24 protein-coding genes are annotated in these 23,575 nt (G+C 66.4%); 12 read left to right on the forward strand and 12 right to left on the reverse strand.

All coding sequences use genetic code 11. From position 1 onward, the window contains the following. Window positions 1–160: 160 nt before the first annotated feature. Window positions 161–646, forward strand: a complete 486-nt coding sequence (locus tag BAY15_RS12250) for a DUF456 domain-containing protein (RefSeq protein WP_068853021.1) — start codon at window positions 161–163, stop codon at window positions 644–646. 140 nt (window positions 647–786) lie between these two features. After that, window positions 787–1,944, forward strand: coding sequence for a phospholipase A (locus BAY15_RS12255; protein ID WP_068853022.1), 1,158 nt, complete (start codon window positions 787–789; stop codon window positions 1,942–1,944). Between the two features lie 45 nt (window positions 1,945–1,989). On the opposite strand, the gene BAY15_RS12260 is transcribed toward BAY15_RS12255, so the two are convergent. Together BAY15_RS12260 and BAY15_RS12265 are read right to left on the reverse strand one after the other, a co-directional pair. Next, window positions 1,990–2,625 (reverse strand): glutathione S-transferase family protein, encoded by a 636-nt coding sequence (locus BAY15_RS12260; RefSeq protein WP_068853023.1) that lies wholly within the window; start codon window positions 2,623–2,625, stop codon window positions 1,990–1,992. 89 nt (window positions 2,626–2,714) lie between these two features. Beyond that, the gene (locus BAY15_RS12265; RefSeq protein ID WP_068853024.1) at window positions 2,715–4,232 is read right to left on the reverse strand and encodes a fumarate hydratase; all 1,518 of its coding nucleotides are present in this window, start codon (window positions 4,230–4,232) and stop codon (window positions 2,715–2,717) included. Between the two features lie 190 nt (window positions 4,233–4,422). Here BAY15_RS12265 and BAY15_RS12270 point away from each other — a divergent pair, with 190 nt between their 5' ends. Both BAY15_RS12270 and BAY15_RS12275 read left to right on the forward strand, forming a co-directional pair. Beyond that, on the forward strand, window positions 4,423–6,294 hold the full coding sequence (locus BAY15_RS12270) for an ABC transporter ATP-binding protein (protein ID WP_068853025.1): 1,872 nt from the start codon (window positions 4,423–4,425) through the stop codon (window positions 6,292–6,294). Between the two features lie 71 nt (window positions 6,295–6,365). Beyond that, complete coding sequence (locus tag BAY15_RS12275; RefSeq protein ID WP_068853026.1) at window positions 6,366–7,145, forward strand: ferredoxin--NADP reductase; 780 nt, start codon at window positions 6,366–6,368, stop codon at window positions 7,143–7,145. A 4-nt stretch (window positions 7,146–7,149) separates the two neighbouring features. Here BAY15_RS12275 and BAY15_RS12280 read toward each other — a convergent pair whose 3' ends face one another. Beyond that, window positions 7,150–7,632, reverse strand: coding sequence for a glutathione peroxidase (locus BAY15_RS12280; protein ID WP_068853029.1), 483 nt, complete (start codon window positions 7,630–7,632; stop codon window positions 7,150–7,152). Window positions 7,633–7,756: 124 nt separating this feature from the next. Between BAY15_RS12280 and BAY15_RS12285 the strand changes: the two genes are divergently transcribed. Beyond that, window positions 7,757–9,922 (forward strand): M3 family metallopeptidase, encoded by a 2,166-nt coding sequence (locus tag BAY15_RS12285; protein ID WP_068853040.1) that lies wholly within the window; start codon window positions 7,757–7,759, stop codon window positions 9,920–9,922. Between the two features lie 142 nt (window positions 9,923–10,064). On the opposite strand, the gene cfa is transcribed toward BAY15_RS12285, so the two are convergent. From cfa to BAY15_RS12300, 3 genes are read right to left on the reverse strand one after another with little or no spacing between them, the layout of a single operon-like run. After that, window positions 10,065–11,183, reverse strand: a complete 1,119-nt coding sequence (gene cfa / locus BAY15_RS12290; protein WP_068853042.1) for a cyclopropane fatty acyl phospholipid synthase — start codon at window positions 11,181–11,183, stop codon at window positions 10,065–10,067. A 13-nt stretch (window positions 11,184–11,196) separates the two neighbouring features. Then, window positions 11,197–12,057, reverse strand: coding sequence for a DUF3298 and DUF4163 domain-containing protein (locus BAY15_RS12295; RefSeq protein ID WP_068854700.1), 861 nt, complete (start codon window positions 12,055–12,057; stop codon window positions 11,197–11,199). Window positions 12,058–12,116: 59 nt separating this feature from the next. Further along, the gene (locus BAY15_RS12300; protein ID WP_068853043.1) at window positions 12,117–12,419 is read right to left on the reverse strand and encodes a GNAT family N-acetyltransferase; all 303 of its coding nucleotides are present in this window, start codon (window positions 12,417–12,419) and stop codon (window positions 12,117–12,119) included. Between the two features lie 212 nt (window positions 12,420–12,631). Here BAY15_RS12300 and BAY15_RS19375 point away from each other — a divergent pair, with 212 nt between their 5' ends. Further along, window positions 12,632–12,808, forward strand: a complete 177-nt coding sequence (locus BAY15_RS19375; RefSeq protein ID WP_167693302.1) for a hypothetical protein — start codon at window positions 12,632–12,634, stop codon at window positions 12,806–12,808. A 51-nt stretch (window positions 12,809–12,859) separates the two neighbouring features. Here the strand turns inward: BAY15_RS19375 and BAY15_RS12305 are convergent, their stop codons facing one another. Together BAY15_RS12305 and BAY15_RS12310 are read right to left on the reverse strand one after the other, a co-directional pair. Beyond that, a complete protein-coding gene (locus tag BAY15_RS12305) occupies window positions 12,860–13,483 on the reverse strand; it encodes a rhomboid family intramembrane serine protease (protein WP_068853046.1) in 624 nt (207 codons plus the stop codon). An 8-nt stretch (window positions 13,484–13,491) separates the two neighbouring features. Continuing rightward, window positions 13,492–15,054, reverse strand: coding sequence for an oligopeptide:H+ symporter (locus tag BAY15_RS12310; protein WP_068853049.1), 1,563 nt, complete (start codon window positions 15,052–15,054; stop codon window positions 13,492–13,494). A gap of 164 nt (window positions 15,055–15,218) precedes the next feature. Between BAY15_RS12310 and BAY15_RS12315 the strand changes: the two genes are divergently transcribed. Beyond that, entirely contained in the window at window positions 15,219–16,064 is an 846-nt protein-coding gene (locus BAY15_RS12315) for an endonuclease/exonuclease/phosphatase family protein (protein ID WP_068853052.1), read from the forward strand. Window positions 16,065–16,120: 56 nt separating this feature from the next. On the opposite strand, the gene BAY15_RS12320 is transcribed toward BAY15_RS12315, so the two are convergent. Next, a complete protein-coding gene (locus BAY15_RS12320) occupies window positions 16,121–16,732 on the reverse strand; it encodes a superoxide dismutase (RefSeq protein ID WP_068854701.1) in 612 nt (203 codons plus the stop codon). Between the two features lie 151 nt (window positions 16,733–16,883). Between BAY15_RS12320 and BAY15_RS12325 the strand changes: the two genes are divergently transcribed. Together BAY15_RS12325 and BAY15_RS12330 are read left to right on the forward strand one after the other, a co-directional pair. After that, window positions 16,884–17,363 carry a ribonuclease domain-containing protein gene (locus BAY15_RS12325; protein ID WP_068853055.1) on the forward strand — a complete coding sequence of 160 codons (480 nt, stop codon included), beginning with the start codon at window positions 16,884–16,886 and terminating at the stop codon, window positions 17,361–17,363. Further along, on the forward strand, window positions 17,360–17,773 hold the full coding sequence (locus BAY15_RS12330) for a barstar family protein (protein ID WP_068853058.1): 414 nt from the start codon (window positions 17,360–17,362) through the stop codon (window positions 17,771–17,773). Before BAY15_RS12325 ends, BAY15_RS12330 begins: the two co-directional genes overlap by 4 nt. 5 nt (window positions 17,774–17,778) lie before the next feature. On the opposite strand, the gene BAY15_RS12335 is transcribed toward BAY15_RS12330, so the two are convergent. Together BAY15_RS12335 and BAY15_RS12340 are read right to left on the reverse strand one after the other, a co-directional pair. Further along, window positions 17,779–19,548 carry a hypothetical protein gene (locus BAY15_RS12335; RefSeq protein WP_068853060.1) on the reverse strand — a complete coding sequence of 590 codons (1,770 nt, stop codon included), beginning with the start codon at window positions 19,546–19,548 and terminating at the stop codon, window positions 17,779–17,781. Window positions 19,549–19,557: 9 nt separating this feature from the next. Then, window positions 19,558–20,157 carry an NfuA family Fe-S biogenesis protein gene (locus BAY15_RS12340; RefSeq protein WP_068853063.1) on the reverse strand — a complete coding sequence of 200 codons (600 nt, stop codon included), beginning with the start codon at window positions 20,155–20,157 and terminating at the stop codon, window positions 19,558–19,560. A 91-nt stretch (window positions 20,158–20,248) separates the two neighbouring features. Here BAY15_RS12340 and BAY15_RS12345 point away from each other — a divergent pair, with 91 nt between their 5' ends. Genes BAY15_RS12345 through zupT form a run of 3 tightly spaced genes read left to right on the forward strand, consistent with a single transcriptional unit; the run spans window position 20,249 to window position 21,841 of the window. Next, a complete protein-coding gene (locus BAY15_RS12345; protein WP_068854702.1) occupies window positions 20,249–20,590 on the forward strand; it encodes a 4a-hydroxytetrahydrobiopterin dehydratase in 342 nt (113 codons plus the stop codon). Between the two features lie 5 nt (window positions 20,591–20,595). Further along, complete coding sequence (locus BAY15_RS12350; RefSeq protein WP_068853066.1) at window positions 20,596–21,012, forward strand: energy transducer TonB; 417 nt, start codon at window positions 20,596–20,598, stop codon at window positions 21,010–21,012. A 19-nt stretch (window positions 21,013–21,031) separates the two neighbouring features. Further along, on the forward strand, window positions 21,032–21,841 hold the full coding sequence (gene zupT / locus BAY15_RS12355) for a zinc transporter ZupT (RefSeq protein WP_068853069.1): 810 nt from the start codon (window positions 21,032–21,034) through the stop codon (window positions 21,839–21,841). Between the two features lie 519 nt (window positions 21,842–22,360). On the opposite strand, the gene BAY15_RS12360 is transcribed toward zupT, so the two are convergent. After that, window positions 22,361–23,338 (reverse strand): RluA family pseudouridine synthase, encoded by a 978-nt coding sequence (locus BAY15_RS12360; RefSeq protein ID WP_068853072.1) that lies wholly within the window; start codon window positions 23,336–23,338, stop codon window positions 22,361–22,363. Window positions 23,339–23,575 lie beyond the last annotated feature (237 nt).

Consider the following 23,575-nt stretch of genomic DNA (forward strand, 5'->3'; position numbering starts at 1 on the left):
GGTGCATCGATGGAGCGGATCGGAAGATCTACCATCATCAGGCCACGATCCACGGTGACCTTGCCAAGCTCAGCGTCTGCAACTTAACCCGGGCCAAATGAAAAAGCAACTGGCTTATTTCACATATGTCAACCCCAAATAGACGACCATACTGGACAGCATGGACCCTTCATTCATCTTTTACCTGATCGCCGTGGTGCTGGTCCTGGTCGGTATCGCCGGCATCATCCTGCCCGCCCTGCCCGGGATCCCGCTGGTCTTCGCCGGCCTGCTGGTGGCGGCCTGGGGCGACGGCTTCGTGCATGTGGGCTGGGTACCGTTGACGGTGCTCGGCCTGCTGACCCTGGCCTCGTTTGCCGTGGACGTGTTGGCCACGGTAGTGGGCGCCAAGCGGGTCGGGGCCAGCCGCAAGGCGCTGTGGGGTACGTTCATCGGCAGCATCGTCGGCGTGTTCTTCATGCCGATCGGCCTGTTCGCCGGACCACTGGCCGGCGCATTGCTCGGCGAGTACTGGCATACGCGCGAACTGGGCCGGTCCACCAAGGTGGGGTTGGCTACCTGGCTGGGCATCCTGCTGGGGTTCGCACTCAAGCTGGCGCTGGTGATCGCGATGCTGGGCATCTTCGCGTTCGCCTGGTTCTTCTGAGCCCGGCCAGCTTCACGTTGCGCGCACGGGGGACACCGGCATAAACGCGCTGATCCCGTCAGTGCGTCGCGTTGCGCTGGCGGGAACGTCGGGCAGCCTCCACACTGTCCGCGCTCCCCTCCATTCATCGGCCCGCCTCCATGACCCACCGCCCTCGTTCGGCCCTGTTCTCTGCCTTGGCGCTGGCCAGCGCCAGCCTGCCGCTGGCCGCCCAGGAAGCCGCGCCGACGCCGGCATCGCCTGAAGCCTGCGCGCTGGTAGGCACCGACGTGGCCCGCCTGGCCTGCTACGACAAGCTGTTCCGGCCCACGGTGGAAACCACCCAAGCGGCCGATGCCGCTGCCACCGCCGCCAAGCAGGAGCGTCGCGAAGAGCGCCAGGCGGCGCGTACGCCGGATGTCCCGCCCACCGAACGGGTCAAGCAGCGGCTGGGCGAGGTGTTCAAGAACGATGGCCATGATTCCGCGCTGGCCAATGCCGGCAAGGGTTCGTTGCTGGACAGCCGCTGGGAACTGGCGCAGGACTCCAAGCTGGGGGCGTTCCAGCTGCGCGCCTACAAGCCGGTGTACCTGCTGCCCGCGTTCTGGACCAGCGACAAGAACCAGATGCCGCACTCGCCCAACCCGGAAAACACGGTGACCACGCCACAGCAGCTGGACAGCAACGAGCTGAAGTTCCAGCTGAGCTTCAAGACCAAGGTCTGGGAGAACGTGTTCGGCGACAACGGCGACATCTGGGCCGGGTATACCCAGAGCTCGCGCTGGCAGGCCTACAACGCCGACAACTCGCGCCCGTTCCGCGAAACCAATTACGAGCCGGAGATCATGATGGTCTTCCGCAACGGCTATTCCATCGGCGGCTGGCGCGGGCGCATGAGCGGGCTCAGCCTCACCCACATGTCCAACGGCCGCGCCGACCCGCTGTCGCGCAGCTGGAACCGGGTGATCGCCAACATCGGCCTGGACCGCGAAAACTGGGCGCTGGTGCTGCGCCCGTGGTACCGCCTGCCCGAAGACCGTGAAGACGACAACAACCCGGACATCGAGGATTACATGGGCCGCGGCGACGCGACCCTGACCTGGAACCGCAACGGCCACGAAGTTTCGCTGATGGCGCGGCATTCACTGCGCGGTGGCGACCGTTCGCACGGGGCGCTGCAGCTGGATTACGGCTTCCCGATCAGCAACCTGCTGCGCGGGCATGTGCAGATCTTCGATGGGTACGGCGAAAGCATGATCGATTACAACCACAAGGCGACCTACATCGGCCTGGGTGTGTCGTTGCTGGAGTGGTACTGACGCTGCGCCGCAGCCACGCCGGGCGCGGCGCGGCGCTACGCGGTATCACCGCCAGTCGGTGATGCCTTCGCGGCGGTAGGCTTCGGCGAACGCCGGGCGCGCTTTGATGCGCTCTGCGTAGGCCTTCAGTTCCGGCCAGGTATCGCTGGGCCGCGGCATGTTGCGTGACCAGCGCATCAGCATCACCAGCATGAAATCGACCACGCTGATGCGTTCGCCCAGCACGTACGGCCCCGCCTGCTGCAGGTGCTCGGCGAACCGTGCCCACCCCGCTTCCAGCTGCTGGCGCGCGCCCTCGCGTACCGCGTCCACGTTGTCCGCACCGGCCACTTCATCGGCATAGAACCACGCGCGGTACGCCGGCTGCAGGGTGTTGGCGCACCAGAACATCCACCGGTAGGCCTGCGCACGCTCGGGCGTGCCCGGCGCCGGCAGCAGCCCCGCCTGCGGGTGCAGGTCGGCCAGGTGCAGGGCGATCGCCGCCGCTTCGGTCAGGACCTGGCTGCCGATCACCAACGTGGGCACGCGCCCGGCCGGGTTGAGGGCCAGGTAATCGGCCGATTTCTGCTCGCGGGTATCGAAATCGAGCAGCACCAGTTTGTGCTCGATGCCCAGTTCGATCAGCAGCCAATGCACTACCAGCGAGGCGGTGCTGGAGGATCCGTACAACGTGGTGGCCATGCGCGGGACCTGCGGTTGGGAAGGCCCTGATTATGCGCGCGCCGGTAGAACGAACAACGGCGCCCAGAAGCGCCGTTGTTCAAGAAGCATCAGGCCACGACCACCGGGATCCTGCCGATCTTCGCCTGCCATTCGCGCGGACCGGTGATGTGCACCGATTCACCCGTGGAATCCACCGCCACGGTCACCGGCATGTCCTGCACGGTGAATTCGTAGATCGCTTCCATGCCCAGGTCCGCAAAGCCGACCACCTTGGCCGCCTTGATCGCCTTGGACACCAGGTAGGCAGAACCGCCCACCGCCATCAGGTACGCCGACTTGTTGTCACGGATCGCCTCGATCGCGGCCGGGCCGCGCTCGGCCTTGCCGACCATGCCCAGCAGGCCGGTCTGTTCCAGCACCTGGCGGGTGAACTTGTCCATGCGGGTGGCGGTGGTCGGGCCGGCCGGGCCCACCACTTCCTCGCGTACCGGATCGACCGGACCCACGTAATAGATGAAGCGGCCCTTGAGGTCGACCGGCAGCGGCTCGCCCTTGTTGAGCATGTCCACCATGCGCTTGTGCGCGGCATCGCGGCCGGTGAGCAGCTTGCCGTTGAGCAGCAGGGTCTGGCCCGGCTTCCAGCTGGCCACGTCTTCCGGGGTGATGGTATCCAGGTCGACGCGGGTGCCCTTGGAGGCGTCGTAGGTGATCTGCGGCCAGTCTTCCAGCGACGGCGGGTCCAGCATCACCGGGCCGCTGCCGTCCAGGGTGAAGTGGGCGTGGCGGGTGGCGGCGCAGTTGGGGATCATCGCCACCGGCAGGTTGGCCGCGTGGGTCGGGAAGTCCTTGACCTTGATGTCCAGCACCGTGGTCAGGCCGCCCAGGCCCTGTGCGCCGATGCCCAGCGCGTTGACCTTGTCGTACAGCTCCAGGCGCAGTTCTTCGGCGCGGTTGGAGGCGCCACGGGCCTTGAGTTCGTTGATGTCGATCGGCTCCATCAGCGATTCCTTGGCCAGCAGCATCGCTTTTTCAGCAGTGCCACCGATGCCAATGCCGAGCATGCCTGGCGGGCACCAGCCTGCACCCATGGTCGGCACGGTCTTGAGCACCCAGTCCACGATGGAGTCGGAAGGGTTGAGCATGGCGAACTTGCTCTTGGCTTCGGAACCGCCGCCCTTGGCCGCCACGATCACGTCCACGGTGTCGCCCGGCACGATCTTCATGTTGACCACGCCCGGGGTGTTGTCCTTGGTATTGACGCGCTTGCCGGCCGGATCGGCCAGCACCGAGGCGCGCAGCTTGTTGTCCGGGTGGTTGTACGCCCGGCGCACGCCTTCATTGGCCATGTCTTCCAGGCTCATGGTGGCGTCGTCCCAGCGCACGTTCATACCCACTTCCAGGAACACGGTGACGATGCCGGTGTCCTGGCAGATCGGCCGATGGCCTTCGGCGCACATGCGGGAATTGATCAGGATCTGGGCCATCGCTTCCTTCGCGGCCGGCGACTCCTCGCGCTCGTAGGCGGCGGTGAGGCTCTTGATGTAGTCGACCGGGTGGTAGTACGAGATGTACTGCAGCGCGTCGGCGATGGACTGGATGAGGTCTTCCTGCTTGATCGATGTCACGTAATGCTCGCTTGCTCGGGGCTGGCGGGGGTAAGCCCACCATTTTAGCGCCCCGGCCCGGCGGTGGTGGGAATCACTCCCGACAACTGCGCCGGGCCCTGTCACAGCAGGCAATCCGGGCCCGTCATAGGATGACGCCCCCCTTTGGTAAACAACCGGGCTTCACGGCGATCGCAGGCACAATGGGGCCATGCCCGCCTCCCCCGCCGCCGGCGCTTCCGGCCCGAAGAATCCCAGCCTGCGCGAACGCTTCCAGGCGATGCGCAACCTGCCCCCGTTCCTGCGCCAGGTCTGGCAGACCAGCCCGGCACTGGCCAGCGCCAGCCTGGGATTGCGCGTCATCCGTGCGCTGCTGCCGGTGGCGATGCTGTACGTGGGCAAGCTCATCATCGATGCGGCGCTGCTGCTGAGCCGGCACGAGGCCGGCTTCCCGCCGTTCGATGAAGCGCTCTACAGCGGCCTGCTCAATCCCCTGCTGGGCCTGCTGGCGCTGGAATTCGGCCTGGCCATCGCCTCGGACCTGCTCGGCCGCATCGTCAGCTACGCCGACACCCTGCTCTCGGAGCTGTTCACCAACGTCACCAGCGTGCGCCTGATGGAACACGCGGCAGAGCTGGACCTGGAGGACTTCGAGGACCCGGACCTGCAGGACAAGCTGGACCGCGCCCGGCGCCAGACCATGGGCCGGATGAACCTGATGAGCCAGCTGTTCGGCCAGGTCCAGGACGCCATCACCGTGGCCAGCCTGGCGGTGGGCCTGCTGGTCTACGCGCCGTGGTTGATCCTGCTGCTGGGCGTGGCACTGGTGCCGGCGTTCATCGGCGAATCGCACTTCAACGCGGCCGGCTACAGCCTCAACTTCCAGTGGACTCCCGAGCGCCGCCAGCTGGACTACCTGCGCCAGATCGGTGCCAGCGTGGAAACCGCCAAGGAGGTGAAGATCTTCAACCTCCACCGCTTCCTGATCGACCGCTACCGGTTCCTGGCCGACAAGTTCTTCCGCGCCAACCGCGCGCTGGCGCGCAAACGCGCGTTCTGGGGCACCCTGCTGGCCGCCCTGGGCACGCTCGGCTACTACACCGCCTATGCCTACATCGCCTGGCGCACGGTGCGCGGCGACTTCTCCATCGGCGACCTGACCTTCCTGGCCGGCAGCTTCCTGCGCCTGCGCCAGCTGCTGGAAGGCCTGCTGATCGGCTTTTCGCAGGTGGCCAGCCAGGCGCTGTACCTGGACGATCTGTTTTCGTTCTTCCAGATCCAGCCGGAAATCCATTCGCGCCCAGACGCGGTGCCGGTGCCGCAGCCGATCACCCAGGGCTTCGTGTTCGAGAACGTGGGCTTCCAGTATCCCGACGCGGAAAGCTGGGCGGTGCGCCATCTGGATTTCGAGCTGCGCGCGGGCGAAGTGCTGGCCCTGGTCGGCGAGAACGGCGCCGGCAAGACCACGCTGGTGAAGCTGCTGGCACGGCTGTACGACCCGGACGAAGGCCGCATCCTGCTCGACGGCCGCGACCTGCGCGACTACGACCTGGACGACCTGCGCGCCAACATGGGGGTGATCTTCCAGGATTTCGTGCGCTACAACCTCAGTGCCGGCGAGAACATCGGGGTGGGCCTGGTCGAAGCGATGACCGACGATGCGCGCATCCGCGACGCCGCGCGCCGAGGCATGGCCGAAGACGTGATTGCCGGGCTGCCGCAGGGCTACGAGCAGCTGATCGGGCGCCGCTTCAAGCAGGGCGTGGACCTGTCCGGCGGCCAGTGGCAGAAGATCGCCATCGCGCGCGCCTACATGCGCGATGCGCAGGTGATGATCCTGGACGAACCCACTGCCGCGCTGGATGCGCGCGCCGAATTCGAGGTGTTCCAGCGCTTCAAGGAGCTGTCCGACAACCGCACCGCCGTCCTGATCTCGCACCGGTTCTCCTCGGTGCGCATGGCCGACCGGATCCTGGTGCTGGCCGGTGGGCGGATCGAGGCCAGTGGCACCCACGCCCAGCTGATGGCGCAGGGAGGCCGCTACGCCGAGCTGTTCGAACTGCAGGCTGCGGGATATCGCTGAACGGGGTTCAATGAGAATTTATCTCATTTGAGATAAACTGGGCGGGACAACACAGATCAGACCCCCTCCCCATGTCTTCCGCTTTCGGCGCCGAAACGGTGCTTGAGGTCCGTCACTGGACCGACGCCTACTTCAGCTTCACCACGACCCGCGACAGCGGTTTCCGCTTCGAGAACGGCCAGTTCGTGATGATCGGCCTGGAAACCGAAGCGCGGCCGCTGCTGCGCGCGTATTCCATCGCCAGCGCGAACTGGGAAGAGAACCTGGAATTCTTCAGCATCAAGGTCCAGGACGGCCCGCTGACCTCGCGCCTGCAGCACATCAAGCCGGGCGACAAGGTGCTGGTTGGCAAGAAGCCCACCGGCACCCTGCTGATCAGCGACCTGCACCCGGGCAAGCACCTGTACCTGCTGGGCACCGGCACCGGCCTGGCGCCGTGGCTGTCGGTGATCAAGGACCCGGAAACCTACGAGCGCTTCGACAAGGTGATCCTGACCCACGGCGTGCGCTACGAAAAGGACCTGGCCTACCGCGAGCTGTTCGAGAAGGAACTGCGCGAGCATGAGTTCCTGGGCGAGATGATCGGCGACAAGCTGCTCTACTACCCGGCGGTGACCCGCGAACCGTTCCCGAACCAGGGCCGGCTGACCTCGCTGATGGAAAGCGGCGAGATGCAGCGCACCCTGGGCCTGCCCGAACTGAGCCCGGAAAACGACCGCGCCATGATCTGCGGCAGCCCGCAGATGCTGGCCGACCTGCGCAGCGTGCTGGACGCCCGTGGCTTCCAGACCTCCCCGCGGATCGGTACGCCCGGCCACTACGTGTTCGAGCGCGCGTTCGTCGAAAAGTAAATGACTACTCCAGCGCGGCTTCGATATCGCCCCGCAGGTTTTCCGGTTTGTCCGTGGGGGCGTAGCGTTCGAGCACCTTGCCATCACGGCCGACCAGGAACTTGCTGAAGTTCCATTTGATCGCGCCGATGCCCAGCAGGCCGGACTTCTCGGCCTTGAGCCATTTCCACAGCGGGTGCGCGCCATCCCCGTTGACCTCGATCTTCTCCGACAGCGGGAAGTCCACCCCGTAGGTCAGCGAGCAGAAACTGCGAATCTCGTCCGCGTCGCCGGGTTCCTGGTGGCCGAACTGATCGCACGGGAAGCCGATCACCACCAGGCCCTGGTCGCGATACTCCCGCCACACCTCCTCCAGGCCCTCGTACTGGGGCGTGAAGCCGCATTTGCTGGCCACGTTTACCAGCAGCAGCGCCTTGCCACGGTACTGGTCAAGGTCCTGCTTCCGGCCGTCCAGGTCCACGAACGAGAAATCGAAGGCGGTGGTCATGGTCGTGCTCCAGGGAGGGGTGTGGCCATTGTATCGATACGACCACCGCACATGCCTTTCGACACAAGCCCCCACCCCTCACCCCGGGTTAACCTCGGGCACTTGTCTGACCGGAGATTACCCCTTGACCACCCGCCTTGCCCTTGCCGTCGCCGTGACCCTCGGCCTTGCCCTGCCCGCCTATTCCGCCGTTGCCGCTGCTCCCGCGGCCGCCAGCGCCCAGCAGGCCAACCCGTTCTTCGCCGACAGCACCCTGCCGCTGCACTACCCGCAGTTCGACAAGATCAAGGACAGCGACTTCGCCCCCGCCTTCGATGCCGGCATGGCCCAGCAGCTGAAGGAAGTGGAGGCCATCGCCAACAACAAGGCCAAGCCGACCTTCGACAACACCCTCATCGCCCTGGAAAAGAGCGGTGACACCCTCGACCGTGCGACCACCGTGTTCTTCAGCCTGGTCGGCGCCGACACCAACGATGCGCGCAAGAAGCTGCAGGCCGATTACTCGGCAAAGTTCGCCGCGCACAGCGATGCGATCGCGCTGAACGGCAAGCTGTTCGCCCGCATCCAGGCCCTGAATGACACCCGCACCCAGCTCGGCCTGGACGCCGAAGGCGTGCGTCTGGTCGAGAAGTACTACGAGAGCTACGTGCGCGCCGGCGCCAAGCTCAATGACGCCGACAAGACCAAGCTCAAGGAAATGAACGCCGAGCTGGCCAACCTGGGCACCAAGTTCAGCCAGAATGTGCAGAACGAAGTGAACGCCTCGGCCGTGATCGTCGACGACGTCAAGCAGCTGGACGGCCTGTCGGCCGAACAGATCGCTGCCGCCTCCGAAGCGGCCAAGGCCCGCAAGCTGGACGGCAAGTACGTCATCGCCCTGCTCAACACCACCGGCCAGCCGCCGCTGACCAACCTGGCCAACCGCGACCTGCGCAAGAAGATCTACGATGCCTCGGTCACCCGTGGCAGCCGCGGTGGCGAGTTCGACAACACCGCGCTGGTCGCGCGCATCATGCAGCTGCGCGCCGACAAGGCCAAGCTGATGGGCTTCGAGAACTTCGCTGCCTACAACCTGACCAACCAGACCGCCAAGACCCCCGAAGCGGTCAACGCCATGCTCGGCCAGCTCGCCCCGGCTGCGGTCGCCAACGCCAAGCGCGAAGCGGCCGACCTGCAGGCGATGATCGACAAGGAACAGAAGGCCGCCGGCAAGAAGAGCTTCCAGCTCGAGGCATGGGACTGGGCCTACTACAGCGAGAAGGTGCGTCAGGCCAAGTACAACTTCGACGAATCCCAGCTCAAGCCGTACTTCGAGCTGAAGAACGTGCTGGAAAACGGCGTGTTCTTCGCCGCCAACCAGGAATACGGCCTGACCTTCAAGCAGCGCACCGACCTGCCGGTCTACCACGACGACGTGACCGTCTACGACGTGTTCGACGCCGATGGCAGCCAGCTGGCGATCTTCATCTTCGACCCGTACGCACGCGCGTCCAAGCGTGGCGGTGCGTGGATGAACTCCTATGTCTCGCAGTCCAAGCTGACCGGCTTCAAGCCGGTGGTGGCCAACCACCTCAACATTCCCAAGCCGCCGGCCGGCCAGCCGACCCTGCTGACCTGGGATGAAGTGACCACCACCTTCCACGAATTCGGCCACGCCCTGCACGGCATGTTCTCGAACGTGAAGTACCCCTACTTCTCGGGCACCTCGGTGCCGCGTGACTTCGTCGAGTTCCCCTCGCAGGTCAACGAGATGTGGTCGGACAACCCGCTCATCCTGAAGAACTACGCCAAGCACTACCAGAACGGCACCGCGATGCCGCAGGCGCTGCTGGACAAGGTGATCGCCGCGGCCAAGTTCAACCAGGGCTTTGCCACCACCGAGTACCTGGGTGCGGCCATGCTGGACCAGCGCTGGCACCAGATCGGCCCGGACCAGGTGCCGGCCGCCAAGGACGTGATGGCCTTCGAGCGCGCGGCGCTGGAGAAGGACGGCATCTACTACGCGCCGGTGCCGCCGCGCTACAAGACCCCGTACTTCAGCCACATCATGGGCGGCTACTCGGCCGGCTACTACGCCTACATCTGGTCGGAAGTGCTGGACGCCAACACCCAGAAGTGGTTCCGCGACAACGGCGGCCTGAGCCGCAAGAACGGCGACCACTTCCGCGCTACCCTGCTCTCCAAGGGCGGCAGCGTGGATGCCATGCAGCTGTTCCGCGATTTCGCCGGCCACGAACCGCAGATCGAGCCGCTGCTGGAAAAGCGTGGGCTGGTTCCGGAAAAGAAGTAACGCGCCTGTAAGTCAAAACCGCCCGGCACATGCCGGGCGGTTTTTTTTTGCTGCGTCAGGTTCATCGCGGACACGCATGGCGTGCCCCTACGTAGCGACATGCCATGCATGTCCTTGGCCATGCCACACCGCTCGCGTGTTTTCACCTCGGTGCGACATACCCGCCCGGCACGCCGTTCGGCGACAGCACCAGCTGCCACAACTGGGCGTGCCGGCAGCGGAAGCTGGCCATCGAGCCGGCCAGGTAGAACCGCCACATGCGCTTGAAGCGTTCGTCGTAGCGTTGCGGGTCCAACCGTGGCCAAGCCGCCTCCACGTTGCTGCGCCAGGCCTGCAGCGTGCGGTCGTAGTCGGCGCCGAAACTGTGCCAGTCCTCCAGCACGAACAGGCCTTCATAGGCGGCAGTGATCTGCGCCGCCGACGGCAGCATCGAGTTGGGGAAGATGTAGCGCGCGATCCACGGGTCGGTGCGGTGGCGCGAGAGATTGCTGCCGATGCTGTGCAGCAGGAACAACCCGTCCGCTGCCAGGCAACGCCGCGCCATCTCGAAATAGCTGCGGTAGTTCTTGTCGCCGACGTGCTCGAACATGCCCACCGAGAAGATCGCGTCGAAGCGCTCGTCCACCTCGTGGTAGTCCTGCAGGCGGATCTCGATCGGCAGCCCGGCGCACAGCTCACGCGCGTAGTCGGCCTGCTCCTGCGAGATGGTGATGCCCACGCCAGAGACGCCGTAGCGCTCGGCAGCGAACTTCAGCGCCTCGCCCCAGCCGCAGCCGATGTCGAGAACGCGCTGGCCCGGGCGTAGCCCGAGCTTACGGCAGATCAGGTCAAGCTTGGCTTCCTGCGCGGTGTCCAGATCGTCCGCGTCCACCCAGTACCCACAACTGTAGACCAGCCGCTTGCCCAGCATCGCGCCGTAAAGATCGTTGCCCAGATCGTAATGGCGACGGCCCACCTCGAGGTTGCCGCCGCCGGCCTGCAGGTTGAACAGCCGGGCCCTGAGCGCGTCACCCAGTTCGCGCCAGCCGTGCACGCGTTCGTCCAGGTGCGCCTGCATCAGGTGCAGCAGGAACCCGTCCAGCGATTCCGCGTCCCACTGCCCGTCCATGTAGCTTTCGCCCAGGCCGAGCGACCCGTGCGCGATCACGCGCGCGTAGAAGTGCGGGTCGTGTACATGGATGTCGTGCGGACGGTCACCGTCAACGGTGACGTCCGCCTCATGCAGCAACTCGATGACCCGTCGTTGCAGCCCCACGTCCACGGTCGGCCCCCTTCTAGCCCTTGGCGAACAGCCCGGCGTAGGCCGGGGCCACGTGCGGTGCCAGCACGGCGGCCGGCACGTCCACGGTCTGGGTGCCATCCGAGTACGGGCCCACCTGGTACGGCGGGAACACGAACCGCACCGCGGTGATCAGCCCGTTCGGGTCGGTCATCGGCTGGAACTGGCTGAAATTCTCGGCGCTGGCCCCGGTGCCGTCGGCGATCATGCGGCTGGCGCTGCGCAGCGATTCCTGCAGCTGGCCCGGGTCCATGTCCTCGCTGCTCAGCCGGGTCGCCACGCGCTCCTTGAGCTGGTCGGCGATGTAGTCGCTGACCACGCCCCAGCCCTTGGTGTCGGCAATCAGCTTGTCGGCGGTGAGCATCGACTGCGTTTCCGGCAGCCACACAAAACGCGCCACCAGCGGTTCGCCATGGGCACCGCCGGTATAACGGCTGCCGTCGGCGCTGATCACCACCAGCTGCGGGGTCTCCAGCACCTTTTCGAAACTCAGCGACAGCTCGTAGGGCATGGTCGGCTTGTCGTTGCCCAGGCCGTCCACGGCCTGCTGCAGTTCAGCGCGCGCCGCCGTGGCGTAGTCCGACAGCGCCTTGGCCAGTCCGGGGAAGCGGTTCACGTCCTGCGGGTAGCTGATGCCCACCACCGCCTGCGGGGTGTTTTCTATGACGTCACGCAGCTCCAGCGGCGCCTCGACGGCGGCCTGCGGCGCGGTGGTGTCCGGCTGTGCGGTGGTGGCGTCGGTTGCCGGTGCGACGGCGGTATCCGCCTCGCGCTTGCAGCCTGCCAGCAGCACCAGACCCACGGCCAACGCCAGCGCGCCGGTACGCAGCGCGCGGCGGTTTCCTGCGATGTTCATTGCAATCCCCTTGTTGAAACCCAGCATGATGATCCTTCGTCCGTGAAAAAGGCCTGTGTCTATTCCGCCAGCAGGTCGTCGTACTCGGTGTGCCGTTGGAAGAACAGCTCGGCGTAGGCACACGCCGGCACCACCTTGTACTTGTTGTCGCGCGCGTAGCGCAGCGCGACCTTGGTCAGCTCCCCGGCGATGCCCCGGCCGGCAATGGCCTCGGGCACCTCGGTATGGGTAATGACCATCCGCTTCCGCTTGATCTGGTAATCCAGCAGCGCCAGATACCCCTGGATCCGGGCCTGGAACCGGTGGCGGGCCAGATCGTGCTCCACCTCGTACGCCAATCCGGGCGGGGTGACCGAAGCCATGGGCGGTGTCTCCTGCGGCGACTGTCGCGATAGTGCGCAGCGTAGCGCCATGATCGCGTGAAGCCTGAACAGGGGCAACAGGCGACGCATTTGGTCACATAAGGTCCTAAAGTCCGCCCGATTCAAGCCGATATCGGTTTCGGACAGGCCGCAAAAGCTGGCACGCGTTTTGCGACACCTGTCTGCCCCATCCGTGTCCCAAGGAGTGTCACATGGACCATGCACCCGACTTCACCCAGCCCGGCGACGCCGACAGCTCGCTGCTGGAAGGCCTGTTCCAGCTGGCCCTGAATGGCCAGACCCAGGGGTCGGAGTTCGACCTGATCGACCACGAGGTCTATACCCGCCTGCTCAGCACCTACGGTACCGACCAGCGTTTCGCTGCGTGAGATCGAAGGGGCGTACCCGCCGTCGGCGGGTGCGCCCGTGCCGGGCGGCGTCTAGCCGCCCAGGCTGAAGCGCGGGTTGCTCAACTCGCGCAGGAAGTGGTCGAAGATCGCCGGGCGCATCGCCAGCATGAAGATCACGCCGAACGCGGCACCGGCCAGGTGCGCGCTGTGGTTGATGCGGTCACCGCCCTTGCGGTCCATCCAGATGCTGTAGCCGACGTAGAACGCGGCATAGATGATCGCCGGCGCCGGGATGAAGAACACGAAGATGATGCTCCACGGGCTGATCAGGATGAAGGCGAACAGCACCGCCGACACCGCGCCCGACGCGCCCAGGCTCATGTAGTTCGGGTTTTTCTGGTTCTTCAGGTAGCTGGGCAGGATCGACACCACCAGCGCACCCAGGTAGAACGCCGGGTACGTGAGGTAGCTGCCGGTGAGGTTGACCATCACCGACTCGATCTGGCCGCCGAAGAAGAACAGCGTGATCATGTTGAACGCCAGGTGCGCCAGGTCCGCGTGGATGAACCCGTAGGTCACCAGGCGGTCGTACTGGCGCTTGCGGTCCACCGCCGGCGGCCACAGGATCAGGCGGTCGGCCAGCGCGCGGTTCCTGAACGCCATCCAGGAGACCAGAACGGTGATGGCGATCAGCAGCAGGTTCACGGGGGTCATGGCGGTACTCAGGCAGCGCGGTAGTTGTCGACCATACGATAGCGCTTGGCATACCAACCGAAGGCCAACGCGGCGACAAACGCGAAGCCGGCGAAGAAGAACATCAGGAACGCGGCCTCGCTGAGCCCGGTACTGGCGATCTGGTGGGTCACCGTGTCGTTGCGCACCGCCGCGTTGGACAGCAGCACCCACAGGTTGCCGATGGTGGTGGTGAGGTTCCAGAAGCTCATCACCACGCCCTTCATCGCCTGCGGCGCCTGGCTGTAGGCGAACTCCAGGCCGGTTGCCGAGACCAGCACCTCACCGAAGGTGAGCAGCGCATACGGCAGCATCTGCCAGAAGATGGACATGACGTTGCCGCCATCCATCATCACCTGGATGCCGCCGACCACGATCCAGGCCAGGCCGCTGAAGGCGATGCCGGCGGTCATGCGGCGCAGCGCGGTCGGCTCGAAGCCGAAGCGGCGCAGGGCCGGGTACAGCACCAGGTTGTTGAACGGAATCAGGATCATCACCAGCAGCGGGTTCAGCGCCTGCATCTGCGAGGCGGTGAACCAGGACGGCATGGCCATCTGCTGGCCCTGCAGCACCCAGGTGGACGCCTTCTGGTCGAACAGCGAGAAGAACGGCGTGGTCAGCGCGAAGATCACCAGCACGCGCAGCACCGAACGCACGCCCTCCACGGCCTCGGCCGGGTGCACCGCGCGGGCGCGGTCGAGCTGGATCCAGGTGCCGCCGCCCACGCCGGCCAGCACCAGCACCAGCGCGATGCACAGGCAGATCACGATGCCCAGACTGCCGACCAGACCCATCGAGGCCACTGCCAGCACCGCGCCCAGGATGGCCAGGGTAAGACCCGGACGGCCCTTGCCCGGCACCTGCGCGGTCAGCGCGGTACGCACCACGTTGCCGAACGAATGCGGGTCCTTGGGCGGCAGCGGCACCAGCACGTAGCGCTTGCGGCCCAGCCAGAACACGAAGGTGGCCACGAACATCAGGATGCCGGGGATGCCGAACGCCCACTGCGGGCCGAGGTTCTTCAGCGCCAGCGGGATCAGCAGCGAGGCGAACAGCGAGCCGAAATTGATGATCCAGTAGAACGCGTCGAAGACGATCTTGGCCAGGTGCTTGTTGCTCTGGTCGAACTGGTCGCCCATGAACGAGGCCACCAGCGGCTTGATGCCGCCGGCACCCAGCGCGATCAGGCCCAGCCCGAGGAAGAAGCCTTCGCGGCTGTTCTCGAACAGCGCCAGGCAGGCGTGGCCGGCGCAGTAGATCAGGCTGAACCACAGGATGGTGTGGTACTTGCCGAAGAACTTGTCGGCCAGCCAGCCGCCCAGCAGCGGGAAGAAGTACACGCCGATCATGAAGCTGTGCATGATGTCCTTGGCCTCGCCGGCCCGGCCATCGGCCGTGATCTCCTGCAGCAGCAGCGAGGTGATCAGGAACTGCACCAGGATGTTGCGCATCCCATAGAAGCTGAACCGCTCGCAGGCCTCATTGCCGATGATGTACGGAATCTGGCGCGGCATGCTTCCCTTGCCAGCGCTGGCGGCTGCGGTCGTGCTCATTCTATGGGGCTGTCCTGCGGGTTCAAAGGGCGCAAGGTTACCGGAAGGGCCACGGCGGCGCACGTTGCGGCCGAACGTGACAACGCCGCCGCGCAATGGCAGGCATCTGAAATCCATTGACGGAAGTCACGGCACGTCGACGGACCAAGCGTAAACTTATCGTTATGCGCCTCCTCCCCACGGTTGTCGCAGGACGCTGGCACGGCTGGTTCCTGCTCCTGTTGTTGACCACTCCCGCGCTCCCGGCCGCCGCCCGGCAGAGCGAGGCGCCGCCACGCCTGCTCAGGATCGCCACGCTGGAACTGCCGGCGGCCGACGAGACCCAATGGGAGCAGCGCCGCGACCAGCTGCTGCAGGTGCTGGAAGGCCTGCAGCCGGACGTGATCGCCGTGCAGCGGGTGCTGCAGACCAAGGGCGGCAACCCCGCCTGCTGGCTGGCCACCCGCCTGCGCTACAGCTGCGACTTCGTCACCGCCGACCCGCCCAGCCAGCCGCTGCGCCACGGCAGTGCCATGCTCAGCCGGCTGCCGGTGGCCGAAGACGGGGTCACCCTGCTCCATCCGCCGGGCCGGTTCAGTGCGGCGGGCATGCTGCGGGTGAACCTGCAGGACGAGCAGATCAACATCTATGTTGCACGGCTGCGCCCGGACCCGGACGAAGCGCTGGTGCGAAAGCACCAGACCAGCGACCTGATGACCTGGATCGGTGCCACCTCGGACGGCCTGCCATCGTTGATTGCAGGCGACTTCTCGGCTGACACCGATGAACTGGTGCGCAGCTCGCCCGGCTTCCAGCCGGCGCGCAAGAATCCCGGCGAGCGCGTCGACCCGCCGTCGGCAGCCGGGATCGCGGGCGGCCATGGGCTGGATGTGCTGTTCCAGGTGAGCCACTTCGCCGGGCAAGGCCTGCAACCGCTGAAACTGCCCGCACTGGAAGGCACCGATATCGGCGCCCTGCGCCTGGGCATCATTGCCACCCTGAGGCTGCAGGGCGAAGCCCAGCCCCGGTAAACGAAAAGGCCAGGCATTTCTGCCTGGCCTTTCCGGTATCCAGTTCAACGCTGGAATCAGGCGATGGCTTCCTGGTAACGACGCTCGACTTCCTTCCAGTCGACCACGTTGAAGAACGCGCCGATGTATTCCGGGCGACGGTTCTGGTACTTCAGGTAGTACGCGTGTTCCCACACGTCCAGGCCCAGGATCGGCGTGTTGCCTTCCATCAACGGGCTGTCCTGGTTGCCGGTGCTTTCCACTACCAGCTTCTTGTCCGGGGTCACGCTCAGCCACGCCCAGCCGCTGCCGAAACGGGTCAGCGCCGCCTTGGTGAAGGCTTCCTTGAACTTCTCGAAACCGCCCAGCTGGGCGTCGATGGCCTTGCCGACGTCGCCAGTCGGGGTACCGCCGGCGTCGGGCGCCATCACGGTCCAGAACAGGGTGTGGTTGGCGTGCCCGCCACCGTTGTTGCGCACCGGGCCCTGCAGGTTTTCCGGCAGCGACTTGAGCTTCTTGACCAGCTCCTCAACCGGCAGGTCGGCGTATTCGGTGCCTTCCAGTGCCGCGTTGACGTTGTTGATGTAGGTCTGGTGGTGCTTGGTGTGGTGGATTTCCATCGTGGCCGCATCAATGTGCGGCTCAAGCGCGTCGTAGGCGTAGGACAGCTTGGGGAGGGTGTAGGCCATGTGGTTCTCCTGGTAGCTCACTCGCCCGGCGAAGACCGGGCGTTGCGAAGTCGATGATGGGGATGGCCGCCAAGCTTACCAACCCCCACGTAAAGGAAACTTCGTTTGGCTACGCTACATTAACCCCGTCCCCCGCACACTCGATGTTCACATGCGCAAACCTCTACTGCTGCTCGTTGCCATTGTCCTGCTGGTGGGCGGTCTTTTCGCCATCAAGGAAGCCCAGCGCGCGCCCGCGCCGCAGTTCGCGCCGTCGCTGACCCAGCCAGGCGCCGATGCTGCGCCACTCGACAACGCCCCGGCCAATCCCGGCGCCGCCGCGCAGCGCACTCACGACCCACTGCCTGCCTTCCTGCCTGCAGAAGCACGCCAGACCATCCTCCTGATCCAGCGCGGCGGTCCCTACCCGCACCGCCAGGACGGCGGCGTTTTCAGCAACCGCGAACAGCGCCTGCCGGATCGCCCGCGCGGCTATTACCGCGAGTACACGGTGGACACGCCGGGTGCCGGCAACCGCGGCGCACGCCGCATCGTGACCGGCGGCACTCCGCCGACCGGTTGGTTCTACACCGACGACCATTACGAAACCTTCCGCAGTTTCGAGGTCCCACCTGCCGGGAGCTGGCAATGAACCACGATGGATTCGAACTGGGTCTGGACGACATCAACAATGCGGGCGTGTATTCGGTCACCAACGCCGACATCGGCGCGCTGTCGGCCGCGATGCGCGATGCCCGCCTGCGCGTGGCCACGATCGACCTGGGCGGCTGCCGCGACAAGCGCACCCTGATCGCACGCGTTGCCGCGCAGCTGGATTTCCCACAGACATTTGGTGGCAACTGGGACGCGCTGCTGGATTGCCTGCGCGACCTCGGGTGGATGAAGGCCAACGGCTACGCGTTGTTCTTCAGTGATGCGGACGAGTTGCGGGAAAACGCGGAGAAGGACTTCGACACGTTCCTGGATGTACTGGAGGACGCCAGCAAGACGTGGCTCGAACAGGACGTGCCGTTCTGGGCATTCGTCGCGTTGAACGGGTAGAGCCGTCAACGGCTGCCGTTGTCGTCCTGTAGTTCCTTCTTGAACGGGATGTCCGGCGGCGGACGGGCCACCGCCGGCTGGTCCTGCATGTTCGGGTCGGACAGGCCGCAGCCGCCGCCGAACTGCAGGATCGAGACCACGCAGGAAATCTTCGAGCTGGTGCCCGGAATCGGAATCTCCACGGCCTTGATGCCCTTGCGCACCCATTCGGCCAGCAGCGATTCGTTCGGTGCCCAGTACTTGTCGAACGAGGTCGGCGTGTAGTCGTACGGCGGGCGCTTGAGCCACGTCCCGGACTGGGCAATCCGTTCGCGGCTCCAGCCATCGTTCTCGCCACCGGGGGCGCCGCGCTCGCTATCGCCGCTGCCCGCCTGCCCCGGCACGCGCACGCTGCCGTCGGCGTTGAACAGACCCTCGCCGGTACGCCCGGCGCCCTGGTTGGCCTGCGCGCCACTGCGCTCGCCGGCCCGGTTGCGGTCGGCCGCGCCCCAGTCATCGCCCCGTGCCGGCGTGGCCCAGTTGCCCGGCGTGGGCGACGGACGCGCGGCCGGCGCACGGGCCGGCGCGGTACTGGAGGCGGTGCTGCGGCTCGGGCTGGTTTGGCTGGCGGTACTCGCCCCTGGCGTGGGCGAAGGTGCGGACGCGGCGGGCGATGGGGTCGCTGCGGCTGGGGCCGGGCGCGGCGCGGCATTCGGCACCGCACGCTCACGCACCGCCACTTCCGGACTGCGCCCGGGCACGGTGATCTCGCGCTGCGGCACCGGCGCGACCGTGACCGACACTGACGGCGCCGGGGTCACTTCACGTTCGCGCACCTGCAGATCACGCTGCGGCACAGTGACCTCAACCTGCGGACCCGGCACGGGCACCGGTGCGGTGGGCGCGGTGACCACGGTGACCTCCCGTTCGCGCACCGCCACGTCGCGCGGGCGCACCTGCGTTTCCACCGGGCGCACGGACGGGGTGATCGAAGGCGGCGTCGGTGCCTCCGCCACCTCCACGGTGCGTTCGCGCACCTGCGGCTCGGGCGCGTCGCGCGGAATCACCCGCACTTCAGTGCGCGGCACGCTGGTGGGCGGCACCACGAAATCGGTGGTGGCTTCGGCCACGTCGGTGGCCTGGACCGGCTGTTCGACAGCGGTGGGCGCAGGGGCTGGCGGTGTCGGCGCGGGTTCGGTACTGGCGGTCGGCGCCGGCGCCGATGCCGGCGGCTGCGGCGCGGCGGCTGCGGTCGAGCTCGCCGGTCGGGGCTGCGAGGCGGCGGCCGCAGCCTGGGCGCTCGCAGCAGCGGCGGCTGCCGCGCTGCCTGCAGCCGCCGGCTCGCCGCCACCACTTTCCTGGGGTGTTCCCCTGCCCAGGAATTCCACCTGGATGCGGCCGCCATCACCGCCCTGCTCCGGCTGCACCGGCGGGCGGATCAGCGCCACCCACAACAGCAGCAGCGCGAACATGACGTGCAGCAGCACGCTGATGACCGCCGAGGTCCAGCGCATCCAGCGCTGGTCGCGCGGAGCCGGGTCCCAGGTCTGCCAGAGCAGCCGCCGCAGCGACTGCACGAAGCCCAGCGCCGGCAGCCGGCCGGGGGAGCCCGGCAACGGCCGCTGGATCAGTTCGGCAATCACTTCGGTCGAGCGGAACGGGCGCGGCAGCGGCGTCAGCGCGCGCAGCCACAGGCCCCACCCGTAGGGCAGGCCCGTGGTTTTTTCAACGATGCGTTTGTCCGGCTGGCGGGAAAGCAGCCAGTCGAGGATGTCGTCAGCCCGGCGCAGTGTCACGCAGGCCGGTCAGGCAGCCGTGCCGCGCGGAATATACGGCGCGTGACCGCTGTCGTGGTCGGTCGCGTCACGTACGGCGGTGATGCCGGGCACGCGGCCCATCAGGGTTTTCTCGATGCCCTGCTTGAGGGTGACGTCGGCCATGCCGCAGCCCTGGCAGCCACCGCCGAAGCGCAGCAGCACCACGCCATCGGCAGACACTTCCTGCACCGCGACCTTGCCGCCGTGCGAGGCCAGCTGCGGGTTGACTTCGTTTTCCACCACCCAGCGCACGCGTTCGACCAGCGAGGCCGAATCGGCCGGGGCTTCGCCCTTGATCTTCGGGGCCTTGATGGTGAGCTGCTGGCCGCCGGTGGCATTGGTGACGATGTCGATGTCGGCGCCGTCCATCCAGCCCACGCTGTCGGAGGCCACGTACAGGGTGAAGCCGTCGCAGTCCACCGCCCACTCGTCGCCCAGCAGGTCGGCCGGTTCGGCGAACTCCAGCCGGGCATCGGCACGCGGGGTGCCGGCATCCACGGCGCTGAGGCGCACGCCCATGCCGGGCACGGCTTCGCGCTCGATGAGCTTGCGGAAATAGGTCTGGGCAGTGTCGGAGATCTGGATCATGCGGCTATTCTAGCGGCTTACATGTTATGCGCTCATTCGGTTTATACACTGTCCGGCGCATTGTTCAGGCATACACGAGGTGGAGGATTTCATGGCCGACCTGATTCCGCTGGCGCAGGCCCGTTGCGTACCGCGCAAGGGCAGCGACCACAAGCTGGGCGAAGCCCGCATAGCCGAGCTGCTGCCGCAGGTTCCCGGCTGGGAGCTGGCCGAACAGGGCCAGGCCCTGACCCGGACCTTCCGCTTCGCCGACTACTACAAGACCATGGCGTTCGTGAACGCCCTGGCCTGGGTGGCCCATGCCGAGGACCACCACCCGGACCTGGGGGTGCATTACGACCGCGCCGTGGTGCGCTTTTCCACCCACGACGTGGGCGGGTTGAGCGAGAACGACTTCATCTGTGCAGCCAAGGCTTCGGGCCTGACGGAGTGATTTTGATGAACATCCAGATACGCGTGGCGGTGACCGCAGCGGTGCTGACCCTTGCCGGGTGTGGCGGGTCAACGGAGCCGTCGGCGCCGGTGGCGGCGCCTACCGAGGTGGCTGCGGTGAAGACCCCGCCGCCGGTGTACCCGATCGAGCTGGCCTGCCAGGCCATTGGCGGCACCACCACGCTGAAGGTGGTGGTGGGGACCGACGGCAAGCCCGGCCAGGTGCAGCTGGTGAGCGGCAGCGGCAACGCGCAGCTTGATGAGCAGGCGCAGAAGGCGGTGGAAGGCTGGCAGTTCAAGGCGGCCACCCGCGCCGGCCAGGCGGTGCCCACCACCATCCAGGTGCCGGTGAGCTTCAACCCGCCGCAGCCCAAACCCGATGAGTGCTTCGCGGTGGAAGAACGCCTGCGTCGCGGCGGCTGATCAAAGGACGCTGTGGCGCATGCCGGAAATCTCGAGTGAAAACGTATGGGTCGCCCTGCTGGTGACCCTGGCTGCCGGGCTGGCCACGGGCCTGGGCAGCCTGATGGTGTTGTTCTCGCGCCGACCCAATCCCCGCCTGCTGGCCTTCGGCCTAGCCTTCGCCGGCGGTGCGATGGTGTTCGTGTCGCTGACCGAGATCCTGACCAAGGCGATCGATTCGTTCACCCTGGCGTATGACGCGCGCGTGGGCTATGCCTACGCCACGGCGGCGTTCCTGTGCGGGGTGCTGCTGATCGTGCTGATCGATCACCTGATTCCGAACCCGCACGAAAGCCTGGACAAGCAGGACCCGATGTTCCGGGAGAACAACAAGGCCTACATCAAGCGGGTGGGCCTGCTGACGGCGGTGGCGATCACCGCGCACAACTTCCCGGAAGGCCTGGCCACGTTCTTCGCGACGCTGGAAAGCCCCTCGGTGGGCATGCCGCTGGCGTTCGCCATTGCGATCCACAACATCCCCGAGGGCATCGCGATCGCGGTGCCGGTGTATTTCGCCACCCAGAACAAGTTCTATGCGTTCGGCGCCAGCCTGCTGTCGGGCCTGGCCGAGCCGATCGGGGCGGCGATCGGGTACGTGTTGTTGTCCGGGGTGCTCAACCACGCCACGTTCGGCTGGGTGTTCGGGCTGATTTCCGGGGTGATGGTGTTCCTGGCGCTGGATGAGCTGCTGCCAGCGGCCAAGCGATACGCCAAGGGCCATGAAACGGTGTACGGGCTGGTGGCCGGGATGGCCAGCCTGGCCATCAGCCTGGTGTTGTTCAAGTGGTGATGTGCGTGCGGGCGTGACGCAGATTACGTGGGCCGGCCAACGGCCGGCGCTACCGGATACGGGTTGATTTGATTCCAATCCCGATGGGTCTGCGACGGTTACGGGGCCTCTGGTTGGTTGATCCCGATCTGTGGACGTTACGTAGCGGCTCGTAGCCCCGGCCGTTGGCCGGACACCGCGCGCAGCGCGGCCCAAGTCTCAGGAGGTGGCCGAATGCGGCCTCCCGATACTCCGTCCGGCGTTTAGACGATCCGAAGCGGTAGCGCCGGCCGTTGGCCGGCTGCTCTTCGTTCCGGGATCATGAACGCCTGACGGGCGGCTTCGGAACTTCTAAACGCCGGGTGGTGGCGGCAATCGTCGGGTCACCGCCTCCGGACGCTTGGGCCGCGCTGCGCGCGGTGTCCGGCCAACGGCCGGGGCTACGAATTCATATGGGCCCATTGGGATTGGGATCAATCAACCAACGGTCGACGACTTTTTTCCGGGCCCATCCGGGCCCGGATCAATCAACCGACAGCTTCACCCCAACCGGGTCAACGCCTCGGTCAGCTCTTCGGCCAATGGCGCGTTGAGCAGGTAGGGGGTCTTGCCGGCGTCCAGCGAGAACTCCAACGAGGCTGCGTGCAGGAACAGGCGTTTCAGGCCGATCTGGTCACGAAGCCGCTTGTTGACGTCCGGATCGCCGTATTTGTCGTCACCGGCCACCGGGTGCCCGAGGTGCTGGGCATGCACGCGGATCTGGTGGGTACGGCCGGTTTCGATGCGGACTTCGCAGAACGAATGGCCGCCCTTGCGCTCCAGCACGCTGAAGTGGCTGATCGATTCCTTGCCGATCGCATTGACCTGGACGTGGCGCTCGCCCCCCTGGCGCAGGCCCACGTGCAGCGGGGCGTCCACGGTCATGGTGCCGTCGGGCATGCGCCCCACCAGCAGGGTCAGGTAGCGCTTGCGGATGCCGGCGCCGTGGTCTTCCCGCAGCAGTGCCTGCAGCTCGCTCAGCGCCGAGCGCTTCTTGGCCACGATCAGCAGGCCCGAGGTGTCCCGGTCCAGCCGGTGCACCAGCTCCAAGGTCTTGCCGGGGCGAAGTGCGCGCAGGGTCTCGATGGCGCCGAAACTGATCCCACTGCCGCCGTGGCTGGCCACGCCGGAGGGCTTGTTCAGGGCCAGCAGGCGCTCGTCTTCGTAGACGATGGCGTCTTCCAGCCGCTTCATGAACGCCGCCGGCGGGCCGGCCTTGTCTCCCTCCTCGGTGAGACGAACCGGTGGCACGCGCACTTCGTCGCCCTCCACCAGCTTGCGTTCGGCCTTGGCGCGGCCGCCGTTCACACGGACCTGGCCGCTGCGCACGAGTTTGTAGACCAGACTGCGAGGCGCACCCTTCAGCTGGCCGAGCAGGAAGTTGTCCAGGCGTTGCCCGGCACGGTCGGCCGGGACAGTCAGGAGACGGACGCTGGTCTTGCCTTCAGCGGCTTTGGGGGACGGCACGGTATCAGTCATTGGCCTTTTATTCTGTTACACTCGGCGGGCGAGATAAGGGATTGATTTCGTTGGAAGTTGCTCTGGGCCAGAAGCCCGACTTCCCTCGATTCCGGCACAGTGCGCAGCCACCGCCCCCGGGGCGGCCATGTTAGCGGCTCACCGGCAGTCCCGGCCATCGCCGGATGCCTGACACGCGTCTGCGCTGAAAAAATGTCCCTGTGGCGCTCCAGCCTGGCTGAAAGCTGCCTCCGGCCC

It is taken from the genome of Stenotrophomonas rhizophila (assembly GCF_001704155.1).
In the GTDB taxonomy this organism is placed as follows: Bacteria; Pseudomonadota; Gammaproteobacteria; order Xanthomonadales; family Xanthomonadaceae; genus Stenotrophomonas; species Stenotrophomonas rhizophila_A.